Annotated in this window: 11 protein-coding genes; 9 read left to right on the forward strand and 2 right to left on the reverse strand. The window is 42.2% G+C overall.

Features of this window, described 5'->3' with window-relative positions; translation table 11 throughout:
* Window positions 1–21 precede the first annotated feature (21 nt).
* The 5 genes from BO53_RS0110380 (at window position 22) to BO53_RS0110405 (ending at window position 7063) form a co-directional block, all read left to right on the forward strand.
* Complete coding sequence (locus BO53_RS0110380) at window positions 22–1644, forward strand: heparinase II/III domain-containing protein (protein ID WP_031547921.1); 1623 nt, start codon at window positions 22–24, stop codon at window positions 1642–1644.
* A 99-nt stretch (window positions 1645–1743) separates the two neighbouring features.
* Window positions 1744–2787, forward strand: coding sequence for a GW dipeptide domain-containing protein (locus BO53_RS0110390; RefSeq protein WP_031547923.1), 1044 nt, complete (start codon window positions 1744–1746; stop codon window positions 2785–2787).
* Window positions 2788–2791: 4 nt separating this feature from the next.
* Window positions 2792–4249, forward strand: coding sequence for a hypothetical protein (locus BO53_RS0110395; protein WP_031547925.1), 1458 nt, complete (start codon window positions 2792–2794; stop codon window positions 4247–4249).
* A 188-nt stretch (window positions 4250–4437) separates the two neighbouring features.
* Window positions 4438–5724: a nucleotide sugar dehydrogenase gene (locus BO53_RS0110400; RefSeq protein ID WP_031547927.1), complete on the forward strand. Its 1287-nt coding sequence runs from the start codon at window positions 4438–4440 to the stop codon at window positions 5722–5724.
* A gap of 106 nt (window positions 5725–5830) precedes the next feature.
* Window positions 5831–7063 carry a dicarboxylate/amino acid:cation symporter gene (locus tag BO53_RS0110405; RefSeq protein ID WP_031547929.1) on the forward strand — a complete coding sequence of 411 codons (1233 nt, stop codon included), beginning with the start codon at window positions 5831–5833 and terminating at the stop codon, window positions 7061–7063.
* A gap of 72 nt (window positions 7064–7135) precedes the next feature.
* Here the strand turns inward: BO53_RS0110405 and BO53_RS0110410 are convergent, their stop codons facing one another.
* Window positions 7136–9292 carry an ATP-grasp domain-containing protein gene (locus BO53_RS0110410; protein ID WP_031547931.1) on the reverse strand — a complete coding sequence of 719 codons (2157 nt, stop codon included), beginning with the start codon at window positions 9290–9292 and terminating at the stop codon, window positions 7136–7138.
* Between the two features lie 138 nt (window positions 9293–9430).
* Here BO53_RS0110410 and BO53_RS0110415 point away from each other — a divergent pair, with 138 nt between their 5' ends.
* The 4 genes from BO53_RS0110415 to BO53_RS0110430 all read left to right on the forward strand — a co-directional run bounded on the left by BO53_RS0110415 (window position 9431) and on the right by BO53_RS0110430 (window position 14695).
* Complete coding sequence (locus tag BO53_RS0110415; protein ID WP_031547933.1) at window positions 9431–10609, forward strand: glycosyltransferase family 4 protein; 1179 nt, start codon at window positions 9431–9433, stop codon at window positions 10607–10609.
* Window positions 10610–10792: 183 nt separating this feature from the next.
* Complete coding sequence (locus tag BO53_RS0110420; RefSeq protein WP_037342157.1) at window positions 10793–12817, forward strand: acyltransferase family protein; 2025 nt, start codon at window positions 10793–10795, stop codon at window positions 12815–12817.
* Window positions 12818–13011: 194 nt separating this feature from the next.
* Complete coding sequence (locus tag BO53_RS0110425; RefSeq protein WP_051683095.1) at window positions 13012–14148, forward strand: O-antigen ligase family protein; 1137 nt, start codon at window positions 13012–13014, stop codon at window positions 14146–14148.
* A gap of 118 nt (window positions 14149–14266) precedes the next feature.
* On the forward strand, window positions 14267–14695 hold the full coding sequence (locus BO53_RS0110430) for a GNAT family N-acetyltransferase (RefSeq protein WP_031547939.1): 429 nt from the start codon (window positions 14267–14269) through the stop codon (window positions 14693–14695).
* A gap of 50 nt (window positions 14696–14745) precedes the next feature.
* On the opposite strand, the gene BO53_RS0110435 is transcribed toward BO53_RS0110430, so the two are convergent.
* Window positions 14746–15531 carry a WecB/TagA/CpsF family glycosyltransferase gene (locus tag BO53_RS0110435; RefSeq protein ID WP_031547941.1) on the reverse strand — a complete coding sequence of 262 codons (786 nt, stop codon included), beginning with the start codon at window positions 15529–15531 and terminating at the stop codon, window positions 14746–14748.
* Window positions 15532–15549: the final 18 nt, after the last annotated feature.

The following is a 15549-nucleotide window of genomic DNA, read 5'->3' on the forward strand; positions in this document are numbered from 1 at the left end:
TCATTTGAATGGAGAAGAGAAATGAAGTTCAGAGAAAATGAAACTATTCTAGATATCATTAAGAGAAATGTCAAATTGGGTGAGAATTACCAACAGGTGGCAGAAGATATACTAGAGGGAAAATATGAATTGAATACAAAGCTTGAATATGTTCATTTCTCCAATCAAGTGGATTGGCAGTACGAGCATCCAAAAGCAAAAAGCACTTATCAGTTATATCTTCACACCTTGAACTTCGTTAATGCATTGACGAAAACATTTGAAACCACCGGAGAGGTGCGATATATCGTCAAAGCAAGACAAATCATTGATTCATGGTTGAAGCAGTTTTTAAATGATGATGGTGAAAGCAAACATGCCTGGTATGATCATACGGTGTCCAACAGGATCGCCAATCTGATATACTTTCAGATTCAGGCACCTTCCAAATATAAATTGAAAGACAGACTGTTCGAAAAGCTTTTGAAAAAGCATCTTGAGTTTCTGATGGATGCTTCAAACTATCCGGAAAATAATCATGGCATCATGATGGATAAGGCTCTGATTCTTGGTGCAATGTATATTGAAGAAGAAGAAATGCGGAGTGGGTATATCAATCACGCAGTCAGCCGGATTGAAAAGTCATTCCTTAGGGATTACAGCTACAAGAACGTCCACCTTGAAAACTCACCAGAGTATCATAGGATGGTGACTTCCTGGCTGTTGAAAATATCAAATATATTGGATGAAATCGACCAGCCGCTCACTCCAATCTATAAGGAGAAACTGAATAAAGCGAAAAAATACAATGGCATAATTATGGGCTACCACGGGATGTATCCTACTATTGGTGATACTTCAGCTGGAAGGTCCAAGTTCAAAAAGTCGAATGAAGATTTTGTGGATATGGAGGCAGGTGTGGCAGTCTTTAATGACAAAAAGACTCAGTCGACACTGGTCTTCAACTGCGGGTTCCGCAGCAGGACCCATAAGCACTTTGACGACCTCTCATTTACTTTGTCACTTCATAAAGAGGAAATATTCAGTGATGCAGGAAAATATAACTATTCCCCTAAAGATCCAATCAGGGAGTATGCGGTCTCCGCAATCGGGCATTCAACAATTTTGGTGAAAAATCAACAATATGCATTAAATAATTCTACTAAGCTGGATATTGAAAATTATTACACCAATGACAAATACAAATATGTGTGTGGTACGAACGGTGCCTATCAGGGGGTAAAACTGAAACGCCATATCATTGTCGTCAGAGGAGATGTCTTCATTATTGTAGATTCCGTATCATCAGAGGAACAATTTGTATTTTCCCAAAATTTCCTTTTGGCACCGGAAATTGAAGTCGAAGAGTTGGGCAGCCGCAATTTCAAGTTGAAAACAGCCTCCAAAAAGAAGTATGTACTTAAAGAACACTCTGAAAGAGGGGCGAGTACCATTAGGAGTGGTGGAAATGAACAGGCGATGATTTCCAGGAAATTCAACGAAGTGATTGATACGCGTAGAATAGAAATAAACAAGAAGGTCATAGAAACAGAATTTGTGACAACCTTTGCTCCAGAGGATACACGTTTATCGATGGACTCATGGAATGACAGCGAAGTATCATTTACTTTGGAAGGAGAGAGTTATGAAGTGCGTCTGCACTGATGATGAGTGACTCTTTTCAAAAGTTTTTCAGCCCAGACATTGACTCCTTGCACCTGTTGGATGGGACAACTGAATTTAATATAAAGCTGGGATGGTAATATGGATAGTTATGGTAGATTTATTAAGAATTTCAATCTTGCACATTTCATTTGGGTAGAGAAGCGGGTAAATACATCCATACTTCAATCGCCAAATGAGGGGACGAAAGTAGACTCGCTTTTAAAATATCACGGGGATATACTAAAAGTCATTGACATGAAGACAGTCGATAAGAAAGAATATGCCCTTTTGCAGAACCAAAAGAAAGTACTGGGTTGGGCGGACATACGAAACATGCCTACGGTATATTCCAAGCCCTTGGAATATGTCAAGCTGAATATTCCTGCTTTTATTGAAGAGCAATCTCATCAGTTCTTTGTAGTAGAAAAAGAAAAAATGAAGTTTCTCAAGAGTCAGATGCTGGAATCCAGATTTATTATGATGAAATCGAATAGACTTTATGAAGCCATATACAAAAATGGCAAGTTGCAGGGCTGGTTTACAACAAAAGTGCTATACCGTTCAAAAGAAGTAAGCATCCATGTTACAGATATTCGCAGCAATGCAACTTTTTATAGTACGAATGATATGACAAGAGAGATAGATGTTGATGTCCAGAAACTGGGAGAAGTTAAAATTCTCCGGGTCTTCAAGGAAGTAGATCTTGCAAGAATAAAAACCGATTCCGGAAAATATTGGACGCGTCTTCATTACCTTAATACCGATTCTGTTGTTTTAAATGAGGACATCAAAGAACCGCAGTTCAGTGAAATTGTTGTCTATGACCTGATACGCAACATGAAGCGAGAAAGGCGGGAAGTAAAACGTCTTATGCGGTATATCCAAGTGAAGGACGAATTGACAAATAGAGAAAATAATATTCCCGCCTTGAGTGATGAAGTCATGGTCCACAGGATGAAGAAAGAGAACTTGGAAGCTGAAATAGAAAAAGAGATTAAAAAACAAAATGTTATTCGTAAACAGTATGAAAATCTAAAGAAGTCCTTGCTCGGACGTATACATGGACTTTTTAAACCCGAGGATGATTTCAGGCTGAAGAGAATTACTTTGAAGCATTTAGCTGTAAAGAAGAGAGGTGAATGAAAGAATGGACTTTATAATCAATCGCCAATCGAATAGTGACTATCTCCATACTATAAGTCTGTATGATTCATTCCATCTCCACTATACACCCGACACACCTGTCAGTATCTATCATCATAAAACATCTACATTGAGGATTATTGGATATGCGTTCGATACAAGGGAACCTGGTATTCCATTTGGGCAAAGAGCAACTGTTCTTTTTGAAGAAGAAAGGTTTAGAGAGACTGTTGAATACTTGAACGGCCAGTTTATAATAATCCTTGAAACGGATGAACGCTTATATATTTATCAGGATGCGACAGCATCAATCCCTCTATATGCAACAGAATCTTTATTTATACTTACCAACAATCCGGAAAAAGCAGCAATGGAAACAGAAGAAAAGCTAAGTAGATTGCCTTCAAATGTTTTTCTGGAACTTTGTCAGGGAGAATATATTCTACTGGAAGATAATCTATTGGAATGTTCAGATCGAGAAATGGAAGTTGAACTGATTGACCTGTTGAAGAATCAATATAAATACTTTAAGGATAAAAGCATCTGCATTGATTTTAAAGGAAATAAGTATTCCAAAATGAGTATGGCAGTAGTAGGACCAGTGCTCTTTAATCAGTTCTTGTATGTGGAAATTAATAATAGAGATTCTCCTGCTGAAAAGTTAAAAAGAGAAAATGCCGAGATGATTGCACACAATTACAGAATGACTTATCTAGAAGAATATAATGAAAAAGTTGCTGGAATTATGAAAAGAGAAAGTTCAGTTCATCTTAAGAATCAGATATTTTCTTCCGTTTATGAATGGAAAGAAGATGGAGAAGAAGAATTGTTTTCTTACATATCTATTAATAGATACCGGCATCATTCCGAAAATGGTGTGATTAATCTTCCATTATACGATCCGATGAATTCGAGAATTCTTATAAGAATGTTATCTCAGATTGATGTTGGCGAAAAGGAACTTTTGGATAAAATTACAAGACAACTCTATCCTGCCTTGAATTTTTATGATTTTTCAAGAGGTCAATCATTGGCGAAAACGGTCTTACAAAATAGAAGAAAACTATCACAGAAAGAAGCGGAGACTAAGAAAGAATGGTCATTTTATAACAAAGCCAGTGATAATGGGTTTATAGTGTCACATAATTTGGGTGGCTCTCATAAACTTAACGGTATCACCGTTTATCCTAAATCTCCTAAAATAAAAAAGACGGAAGTATTTAGTTTGGAATTTCTGGTGGATACTGATGAGCTTGTATTAATTGAGAGTTTCTATGAGAATCACATCGACGAATCATGTATCATGGTTTCAGTGAATGATGATGAGTACTCCATCAATCATTTTAAAGATGGTAAATTTTTTAATACAGTAGGAAAATTGACGATAAAGATGAAGTACAGTAAGAACAGAAACAGTGAGTCCTGGAAGAAAGCAGGACGTTTGAAAGTTTCAAGACTCTAATGCTGACCTTTTGGTTTAATATATTAACATTTGCATAAAAAAACCATATGCTATATAGTATTGTAGGATAAATAATTTTGAGAAATCGTGTTGTCCTCTATTTATAAGGGTATAATCACTTTCTTAATCAATTGAATTTGTTATAATATAGAACAGAAAATAATATTGCAGAAAGCAAGGTGTCACTTTTGAAACTTACTACAATTGGTCTTGGATACATAGGATTGCCTACATCCATTATGTTCGCCAAGCATGGTGTCGATGTACTTGGGGTGGATATTAAACAGGAAGCTGTGGACATGCTGAACAATGGGCAGATTCATATCGAAGAACCAGGCCTACAGGAAGCTTTGGAGGAGGTCATCGGAAAGGGCACATTCAAAGCTTCTACAACACCAGAAGAAGCAGATGTCTATATTGTTGCAGTGCCTACTCCAAACAAAGATGATGAATTCAAGTCTTGTGATATATCAATTGTCATGTCAGGCGTGAAAAGTATTGTTCCTCTTCTTAAGAAAGGGGACACGGTCATCGTAGAATCTACGATTGCTCCAAGGACAATGGACGATCATGTGGCTCCATATTTGGAGGAACAGGGATTTACAATCGGTGAGGACATCTATCTCGTACATTGTCCTGAACGGGTACTGCCAGGAAAAATCATGGAAGAGCTTATCTATAATAATCGCATCATCGGTGGCATGACACCGGCTTGTGTAGAAGCAGGTAAAGAGGTCTATGGTACGTTCGTCAAAGGTGAGATGATTGAAACGAATGCCAAGACAGCAGAGATGTCGAAGCTGATGGAAAACACATATCGCGACGTTAACATAGCACTTGCCAATGAACTGGCAAAAATTTGTAATCATCTGGATATCAATGTGTATGAAGTCATCGAAATGGCGAACAAGCACCCACGTGTGAATCTCCATACACCAGGTCCGGGAGTGGGCGGACATTGCCTGGCAGTCGATCCATATTTCATCATTGCCGAGTCTCCTGACAAATCTCCATTAATTCAGCAAGCACGGAAGATTAACAATTCAATGCCCGAGTATGTTGTCGAATATACTAAAGAGATGCTCACCAAACTTGATGGTGACAAGGTAACTGTCTTTGGACTGACATACAAAGGGGATGTAGATGATATCCGTGAATCTCCGGCATTTGATATATATGAATTGCTTAGAAATGAAAAAGATCTTGAGGTAGTTGCCTATGACCCCCATGTACAAATGGACTGGGTCGAAAAAGATGTAAAAAAAGCAGTGGCAGACAGCTCTCTCGTTCTTATTCTGAGTGACCACAGCCAATTTAAGGAAATGACGGATACAGACTTTGAAACTATGAAAGATAAATATATCTTTGATACAAAGAATGTACTAAAGAATGAATTCAAAGAAGTAAAATACTTTAATTACGGCAACATCCAAAAATTTAAAGAAGTGGCATCCTATAATTACGAAAGTATTTAACGGTGATATTATATACTCTAAAGCAAAGGCAACTCATCATTTATGTGGGTTGCCTTTATTGTGAAATGGCTGTCTTCAAACATTTATAGATACAACGGGGTGAAACATGAAAAAAAATAATTTGCTTTTACAGATGATTGTGGCTTTCATACTTGCAGTAGTACTAGGGGGTGTTTTTGGTCCTCAAATAGAAGTGGTGCAACCTTTGGGAGATCTGTTTCTCAGACTGATACAGTTTATAATGATTCCACTTGTGCTTGCCACACTGGTTGTCGGCGTGGCAAGCACAGGAAACATCAGAGAGCTCGGTGAGCTTGGTGGTAAAACCATTGCCTATTTTCTGCTTACTACATTTGCTGCAGTAATCATTGGTTTGTCTACAGCCTATATGATTTCTCCCGGGACGGGTGTTGATCTTGATGCTGATGTTTCCGCTGCAGAAGTGGAGGTGACAGAAACAGAAGGGGTAGTGGAAACACTGCTAAGCATCATACCTACAAATCCGATTGCTTCGATGACTGAAGGGGAGATTCTTCAAGTTGTATTCTTCGCCGTTTTTCTTGGCATTGGCATAACATTGGTGGGAGAAAAAGCAGAACCGGTCAAGAACTTCTTTGACGGCTTTGCTGAAGTAATGTACAAGATTACAGGTATCGTTGTACGCCTCGCACCTCTGGGGGTGTTTGGTCTTATTGCACCGATTGTCGGCTCGCATGGATTATCGATCCTCATGCCATTGATCAATCTCATATTGGCCATGGCAATCGCATGTATTATACAAATTTTACTGATCTATTCCATTCTGGTCTATCGATTCGGGCAACTCAATCCGATTACTTTCTTCAAGGGGATTTCCGAGGCGGCGATTATAGCCTTCAGTACCACCAGCAGTTCAGGAACCTTGCCTGTGACAATGAAGAATGTAGAGGAGAAACTTGGTGTGTCCAAGAAAGTCAGTGGCTTTGTCTTACCGGTAGGGGCAACGGTGAATATGGATGGTGCAGCAATCTATCATGGGGTAGCTGTTATCTTTATTGCCCAGCTTTATGATGTGGAACTATCATTCTTTCAGCTGACTACAGTAGTCATCACAGCAACTTTGGCTTCCATAGGTTCGGCAGGCATACCAGGAGCAGCTCTCGTCATACTGACTATGGTGCTCACTTCAGTCGGTCTGCCACTGGAAGGTATAGCCCTGATTGCAGGGGTGGATCGTATTCTCGATATGTTCAGAACTTCCACTAATGTCATAGGAGATGCATCAGCTTCTGTTGTCATTGCAGGAAAAGATAGAACATTGCCGGAAAAATCCCCAACACAGACTTTACAGAATCCATAACCACAGAAACTCCAGATCGTCAATATGACGATCTGGAGTTTTATATATCACAGAAGGATATTTAAATATATACTATTCGAGGTAGGAGAGTCTTAATTTGCTGAATGAACGAAGTCTTTTGGAGAAATCTACCTCTTCTTGTGAATAATCTTCTTTCACGTCCAGGTTATGGTACATCACCAACGCCTTGACCAGTTCTTTTACAGGGTACTTTCGTTTCCCTTTAGAGGGGAAGTGGTGCAGCATATGGTTGGAATTAGGGTTTATACTAGTGATTGAAGCAATTTTATTATCTAGACTGTTCACCAAAATCTCTACACCGGCAGTATACAGGCCGGGTATAGTGGCCACTGCTTTTAGGCAATATTGTTTCAATTCGTCTGTAATCAGATGACTGATTTCTATAGTTTCCCCCCCTGTGTTCAATGATATTCCTGCATCCAGAATAACCACCTCTCCTGCTTCCGGCACATGTGAATGATTAAGGTTTTCTGTACTTAATTTGTCCCACTCAATCAGTTTCTTGGAAAAGAAGGGGGATTGCTGTCTGACTTTATTTTTCTCATCAATCAGTTGAGTTATATTGGAATAACCATTTCCAGTTACATGGGCGGGGAGTTTTAAAACTGCAGATATGAACTGCCCTTCGATGATGCTCACTCTGATATTCAGATAGTCGGGGTCGCTTCCTTTTGAAGTAGTAAAACCTGTACTATTTAAAATGGTTTCCAATTGTTGTTTATCTGAGCATAACGCTTTAGCCTTTTTTGTATTTGTGGAGGGTGTGAATTTATTCAACTCTCCTATTTTATTATTCTCAATAAATAATTCAGTTATCTTCTTATCTTTATTGGATAAAGCGCTTGCGCTCAATTCATGAGCCGCAGATCGGAAGGCATGATGGGCACTTGCTGATTTAGATTCATACTGATTATAAGGCTCATCGCCAAAGAATGATATATAGTGAGTGATATCTGGTTTTGGACCTTCAGGCAACACTGAACTTCCACTCTTCACGTGTCGGTTCCCGACACTGGTGTTTATATTATTCTCCTTGATCAGATCTATTACCATACGTGACATCCTTGCTTCTTTATCGAGCAGGAATCTGTATCTTTCAAGCAGCATCTTTTCTCTAATACCCGAATCCAATTCAAACTGTTCATGTTTGATATCATCATCTTGATAGATTGAGAGGAAATGCTTTTTTAATGGGTCCGTAGCTTCGCCTCCATAAGGATAATAGAGAAGTTGTACAGCGGGACGGCAATTGACCTCTATTACTGTGCCCTTGTCACTGGACAGATCTTCGAGCATTATGTCTATGCCGGAAGTATGCAAGCCAGGGATGGCCGAAGTGGCATCAATGGCCAATTGCTTTATTTCCTCGGAAACAAGATCTGAAATATCATAATTTTCTCCGCCGAAGTGTGTGTTGGATACTTCGTGAAGGATAAGATGTTGATTCTTTTCCAAATAATCTTCCAAAGTATATCCTTTTGTAGACAATAGATGTCTCAAGTGCCTATCTTTCTTTATGAGCATTTCGTTAAAGTATCCAGACTCTTTTCTCAGTTCATTTTTGGCTGTAATAAGTTCAGATATTGAGTGTTCTCCATCTCCAATTATATAGGCCGGGAGTCTAAGAGTGGCAGCTGTAAACTGTCCCTCCACTATTGTGACTCTGATTTCAAAACCCTTGACCAGGTTCTGAACCAGCACTTTGGGGGCATCTATATTCTTTCTATATTGAGCTTTAAGACAATAATTCCAAGCGTATGAAAAATCGTTTCTGCCGACATTGATGGATATGCCCCTGGCACCTCTAAGTCCTGGTGGCTTTACAACCACAGAGTCATGTTCAGAAAAGACCTCTTCATAAGCTTTCTCAAGTTCACCAGAAGTATACACTCTTGTGGTCGGACAAGAAATATCATTCAGCTTCAAGAAAAACTCTGTCCGCAGTTTATCGTCAGTAATTCTCATAGACTCCAAAGTATTGGATGGATAATGATGACGTTTATAGGTGCTCATATACTGGCTATGGTTATAAAGATCTACTTCAGGTATGTTTTTTTCAGCATTTCTTATCTTATACTCCAGTCCAAGATTTTCTATGGTTTTCAAAGACAATTCATAAGAATCAAGTTTTACATTCAGGGGAAAAACATTTCTTTTCTTGTGACCGATGGTTTCCAATAGTAACTTAAGTTGTTTTTCTTGCATCATTGCATTTTTACGCCTCCGTAGTTATCATTAAGTAGTTAAACATAATCTTATGATACCAAAACTAACATATTTACATAACTTTTGTATATTCACAAATAATATGATATTGAAACTTAATTCTAACTCAAAGGTGACTCAATGAAAATTCTACTCATTACACAAAATTTCTATCCTGAAATCGGTTCAGGTGCGAATAGGTTTAAAAATTTATATGTGCAGCTTTCGAAGAAACACGAAGTCACAGTACTTACAACTCATCCGACATACCCAAATGCCAAGATGTATAAGGATGACAAGTACTGGAATGACCCCCTGATCAATGAATCAAGTGATATCCTGCGCCTCAATATGCGCAGCAATAAGCAGGGCAAAACAATGGCTTCACGCATGCTATACTATCTGGAACTATCCTACAAGGTGCGTACCTACATAAGAAAATACCAGCATGAATATGACGCAGTGTATGTGACGACACCCAACATCTTCCTTCCATGGGCGACGTTCTTCTTCCAGAAGAAGCTTAAATCGACCAAACGGATTCTAGAAGTGCGGGATCTGTGGCCGGACAGTGTCAGGGACATCGAGAAGATCAACATCGATAAATTCTATCCCACACTCAAGTTCATGGAGAAGATGATGTACCGCAAGGCGGATAAAATCGTCATCAACAATGAAGGGTTCCGCACCCATATTGCAAAAATGGCGCCACTCAAGACCCAGGTTTTCATCCCGAATGCTTTCACCGAGGATGAGGTCGGCTTCAGGCTGCCACCGGAAGACTTCAAAGTCATCTATACCGGGAACATCGGTTTTGCCCAGAGCTATGAACAATTGATTGAAGTAGCCCATATGCTCGAAGACAGACAGATCATCTTCAACGTCATTGGATACGGGGTGAATGCACACAAGTTCAACCACTATATCAAAAAGCATAATTTCAAGTATGTGCATACCCATGAAGAGAAGAGCAGGTCGGAATGTCTGGATATGATTCGTCACCACAGTGTCCAGCTTTCACTGTTGAAGGAAAGTGATGTATTCCTGAATGTGCTGCCGGGTAAAATTATCGATGGCATCGGTTGCGGGATTCCCGTGGTCACGAACCTCGGCGGCTACACCAACAGCATGATCAACAACTACAAGGTAGGGTTTGCGAAGGAGAAGGCGACGGCTGAAGAAATCATTGAAGCGATCGAGCAGATAAAGAATAATGAAGTGCTTGAGGAGACATATCGTGAAAACTCCAAGGCACTTTTGGATGAGAAGTTTCTGTGGGAAAACAATATAGAGAAGCTTGAAAAGTTTCTGCAAAGCTAGTCGAAGCGGTGTATCCAAAGGGATGCATCGCTTATTTATTTTGTTGAAATTATGGAATGGACGGGCTAATTTTCACCTAATTTATTTACAAAATTTATAATGTAATAAAATTTATTGAATTTTCAGTCAAATATGATGTATAATTACATCACATATTCAGCAAAATATAAAGAAGGTGTTATGATGACGAAATCAAACTCCGAGATGGACTTGCAGAGAAAGCGGTTCAGGCCTGAGATTGAAGGCTTGCGTATCGTAGCAGCCCTGCTCGTTGCAATCTATCATATATGGATGCAGCGGGTGTCGGGTGGTGTAGATGTATTCTTCATAGTATCCGGTTTTCTCATTACTGCTTCTTTATTATCGAAAGTGAGAAAAGACGGGACGGTCAATTTCTTCGATTTCATATTGGGGCTTGCAAAACGATTGTTTCCCGCCGCCTTCACTGTCCTTCTCACCGTCGTCATAGTAAGCTACTTTATTTTGCCTGAAACGCAGTGGATCCAGACCATCAAAGAAGTCTTCGCCTCGATCTTCTATTATGAAAACTGGCAGCTCGCCATGACCAACACGGATTATCTGGACCAGACGAATGCAAAGAGTCCCGTGCAGCATTTTTGGGCAATGAGCATACAGGGCCAGTTCTATGTCATCTGGTTCTTCATCATCATGGTTGCCCTCTGGACAAGCCAAAAGCTGAAAAGGGAAATCAGAAAGACATTATTCATCATTCTGACGGTTTTGACGGTTGCATCCTTCGGCTATTCCATCTACCTGACAGAAGTGAATCAGCCATGGGCATATTTTGATACGAGGACGCGGGTATGGGAATTTGCCCTTGGCGGCCTGTTGTTCCTGTTCATTACGAGAATTAAACTTCCTGCCTTGATGAGTGGGGTAGTGGGATGGCTCGGGCTCATTGCCCTTGTCAGCTGTGGTCTCCTCCTGGATGTGGGCGGACAATTCCCGGGTTATGTTGCCCTATGGCCGGTTGTAGCGGCCATACTTGTCCTCTCCGCCGGAGAAAATCCCACAAAGTTCGGCGTGGAGAAGTTTCTCGGCTCGAAGCCAATGATGAAACTGGGCGGCTATTCATACGGCCTGTATCTGTGGCATTGGCCGATCGTGGCATTCTACTATGCGCTGATGGGTACGAAAGATATACCTGTCATCCATGGTATCCTCATCATTCTAGTGTCATTCGCACTCTCCTGGATAGTGACGAATGTGGTCGAAAAACCGATCAGAAGCATAAAAGGAAAGAGAAATTATCGTCCAAAGGTCGCCACCGCCTTGCTGATGATGGCAGTTCCCGTCATCATTGCCAATACATTATGGAACAGCTCCCTCCAGGACAGTATCGCCGAAAGTGCAACGGCCTCAGAACAGGATTTCCCGGGAGTGATGGCAGTGGAGAACGATATGGATATCTCATATGACAGAAACACCTCATTGCTGCCGAGTCCGACAAACCTGGAGAGTGACGTAGCCAACACCTACGAAATCGGGTGTCATCATGAAGACGGGCAGAAAGACCTGCCGGTATGTGAATACGGAGAATTGGAGAATCCGAAATACGAAGTGATACTGGTCGGAGGTTCGCATGTCGTCCCTTGGCTTGGTACACTGCAGACTTTCGCAGAGGAAGAGGATATCAAGGTCTACAATATCACTAAGATAAGCTGCCGTTTCAATGGAGAAGGCGTCGGGGAAGAGATGTCGCCGGACTGCCGCAGGTGGAACGATATGGCCAAAGAGAAAGTGATCGAGCTTCAGGCCGATCTGATCATCGTAAATACGGATGTGGGGACACCGACCGTGCCGGAAGTTGAACATGAGAGGGTGACGCTGTACCGGGAGCTGGAGACGCACGGTATAGAGATATTTGGAATCAGGAACAACCCACGCCCATTGTTCGATATGAACCTGTGCGCAAATCCTAGAAACATAGACCATGAAGAATGTGTAATCTCCGCGCAAGAATATGTACCGCAGCCAAGCAAATGGAGCCGGGTGGAGAACAAACCGTCCAATGTGACCGAATATGACTACTCGGAATATTTCTGTCCCGACGGCAGCTGCCCTGCAATCATTGGAAAGCGGATCGTATACTTCGACGGGTTCCATATGTCGAACAGTTATGCTGAATCTTTGGAACCCTTTGTCAGGGAGGACCTGGTAGAGAAGTTGGAGAGCATGGAGCGCTGACAAGTGGATAATTGATTTAATTATAGTGAAGGCTGTTCAATATTATGAAGGTATAATATTGAAAAACTTGGGACAGTATAAAGGTTTAACTTGAAGGGCAATGCACCGGTCAAACGGAGCATTGCCTTTTTATACTACTTTTGAGGTGAATCATGATAAAATAACATAATGATAAAAGAGGAGGCAGGTTAATAATGGCAAGGGTTAATGTAGAACGTGCTTATTTTACATACGAAGCATTTGTATTCACCACAGTGTTCACATTGCTGTTCATGGCGACAAACGTCTTCATGATCGACTATCGGAACATACAGAGCCTGGTCTCCTCACAGGAACCGTTCATGATTCTGATACTTGCAGCAATCCTCGTATTCCTATACAAGAACGCCCGTATTTCGCTATCACCGCTCAGGAAGAGTTTCCTCGCGCTTTGGGGACTCTATGTGGGTTCTCTATTCCTCAGCATGATGATCGCCGACCACTTCGTCTGGACGGAAGCACTGATTCTGCTCATGGTGACGGCAGTCCTTTTCTATCGTGTGCCGGGACGGCTTGTGGTGTATTTGATCATCAGTGCACTCATCAGTCTGCCGACACTCCTCCTGATCGATCACACGCTCAATGAATCCGGTGCGACGCTCGTGCTCGTGTTCACAGCAGGCCTCCTGATCATGACACGGACAAACCGTGCAATGATTTTCTATATGTTGCCAACGTTCCTGATCCTCAATCTGATTACGACGAGTCGGACGGCAATCATCACCTATGTCTTCATCGCCTTCCTCCAGCTTGCCTGGATCAACTTGTACAAAACACCGGTGAAACAGAAGAAATGGTTCGTTGGCATCGTGACGGGTGGGTTCGGCATCATCCTCCTTCTTTTCGGAAGGACGATCTACCAGTTCTTCGTCGGATCGAGTCTGTCCGGGGGCGGATTTGGCTGGAACGACTTCACTTCAGGGCGTTACATTCTTTGGACAACGGTATGGGATAATAAGCAGTGGTTCGGGGAAGGGCATACGTATTTCGACTTCACAGACCTCCTGCACGCCCATAATATCTTCTTCGACACACTGGGTCGATACGGCATTATTCCACTGATACTGTTCATACTGGTGCTCGGAGCTGTATGCATCCTGTCGATGACGAAGTATACGCTCGGCATTCTGCTGTACTTCGGTGCCTACATCTTCATCGGCATGTTCGAATACAACTATCTTTTCATGTTCGTGTACTTCTCACCAATCGTGCTTCTATTCATCTTCATGGCGTATATCCTAACGTTCAGGGAGAACCAGTCGGACATGGAGGCGCTGAGACCTGATGAATAGAGAGATTTGGCACAGCGTCATCTGTTGTGCCATTTTTATATCCTTTGATTAATATATATTAAATTTTCAGAAAAGTTATAGTACACTGGTATGTAAGAACGATATTAGGAGGCACTGCATGTGGCATATCAGAAGGTTCGATGAACTGTCCCTTGAGGAGTTGGAAGAGATATACCGTCTGAGACAGACGATATTTATCCTGGAGCAGGAAAGCTTTTTTGCAGACATTGATGGTGAAGACCGGGAAGCGGTGCATATCTTTCATAAAGAGGATGGATCGATCACATCCTACTGCAGAATCACCACGAACGGCAAGATTGTAATTGGGCGTGTGCTTGTCAATCCCGGCCATAGGGGTGGGGGAAGGGGAAGGAAGCTGTTTGACCATGCGCTTGCCTATATCAGGCGTGAATACCCTTCGTCCCCGATAGACATTACTGCAATGTGCTATCTGGAAGACTTCTATGAGTCTTTCGGTTTTAGAAGGATATCGGAACGCTATGATATATCAGGGCATCTGCACGTGGACATGGCACTTGAGCAGTGAAGAAAATGAATAGGCGCATGACAAAAGGGCTGGGAAATCAAAATGATTTCTCAGCCCTTTCCGCGTGCCTTCGTCTTTGTATAACCGAAGATGCGCATGATTCTATTTATGACAGGGACATGCAGCATCATGAATTGGGCGACCTTGAGTACCCGGAAGATGCGCTTTGGTTGCTTGAGCAGGCGGTACAGCCACTCGAGCTGGAATCGGATCCAGATGTCCGGCGCACGCTTCGCCTCCCCGGAGAGGACATCGAAGCTGCCCCCGACACCCATGAAGACGCCGCTGTCGAAGCGGTCCATGTGCCGTCTGATCCATTGTTCCTGCTTCATCATGCCAAGTGCGACGAAGATGATGTCCGGCTTCGTCGCGGCGATGTCCTCGACGAATGCCTCATCATCCAAGTCGGCATAGCCATGATGGCGGCCGGCGATCTGGAGCTTCGGAAAACGCCTTTTCGCCCGTTCCACCGCCTTACGGTTGGCTTCCTCCTTCGCCCCAAGGAAGTAGGCACTGTAGCCCTTCTCCTCGGCATGTGCAAGCATCTCGCGCATGACGTCGATGCCGCTGACACGCTCCTGGAGCGGCGTGCCCATCATCTTAGCTGCATTGATGATGCCGATGCCGTCCGGCAGTACATGATCGGCGGACTGGACGGTCTCCATGAAGTCCGGGTGATCCCGTGCGGCGATGACGATTTCAGGGTTGGCGGTGACAATGAAGCATTTGCCGTCCTGCTCAAGGCACGGACGGATGGTGCTGTCCACGAAGCCCTCCAGTGTCGTATTCGTAAACTCGATGCCCATCACTGTGACGTTTCCGTATTGTTCAGTCATAAGATCCCCTCTGTTTCT

It is taken from the genome of Salinicoccus luteus DSM 17002 (genome assembly GCF_000712035.1).
Lineage (GTDB): Bacteria > Bacillota > Bacilli > Staphylococcales > Salinicoccaceae > Salinicoccus > Salinicoccus luteus.

Bases quoted from the DNA above. Each gene is read 5' to 3' on its own strand.
- BO53_RS0110380 (WP_031547921.1), top strand. From the start codon at position 22: ATGAAGTTCAGAGAAAATGAAACTATTCTAGATATCATTAAGAGAAAT.
- BO53_RS0110390 (WP_031547923.1), top strand. From the start codon at position 1,744: ATGGATAGTTATGGTAGATTTATTAAGAATTTCAATCTTGCACATTTC.
- BO53_RS0110395 (WP_031547925.1), top strand. From the start codon at position 2,792: ATGGACTTTATAATCAATCGCCAATCGAATAGTGACTATCTCCATACT.
- BO53_RS0110405 (WP_031547929.1), top strand. From the start codon at position 5,831: ATGAAAAAAAATAATTTGCTTTTACAGATGATTGTGGCTTTCATACTT.
- BO53_RS0110410 (WP_031547931.1), bottom strand. From the start codon at position 9,292: ATGATGCAAGAAAAACAACTTAAGTTACTATTGGAAACCATCGGTCAC.
- BO53_RS0110415 (WP_031547933.1), top strand. From the start codon at position 9,431: ATGAAAATTCTACTCATTACACAAAATTTCTATCCTGAAATCGGTTCA.
- BO53_RS0110420 (WP_037342157.1), top strand. From the start codon at position 10,793: ATGACGAAATCAAACTCCGAGATGGACTTGCAGAGAAAGCGGTTCAGG.
- BO53_RS0110425 (WP_051683095.1), top strand. From the start codon at position 13,012: ATGGCAAGGGTTAATGTAGAACGTGCTTATTTTACATACGAAGCATTT.
- BO53_RS0110430 (WP_031547939.1), top strand. From the start codon at position 14,267: ATGTGGCATATCAGAAGGTTCGATGAACTGTCCCTTGAGGAGTTGGAA.
- BO53_RS0110435 (WP_031547941.1), bottom strand. From the start codon at position 15,531: ATGACTGAACAATACGGAAACGTCACAGTGATGGGCATCGAGTTTACG.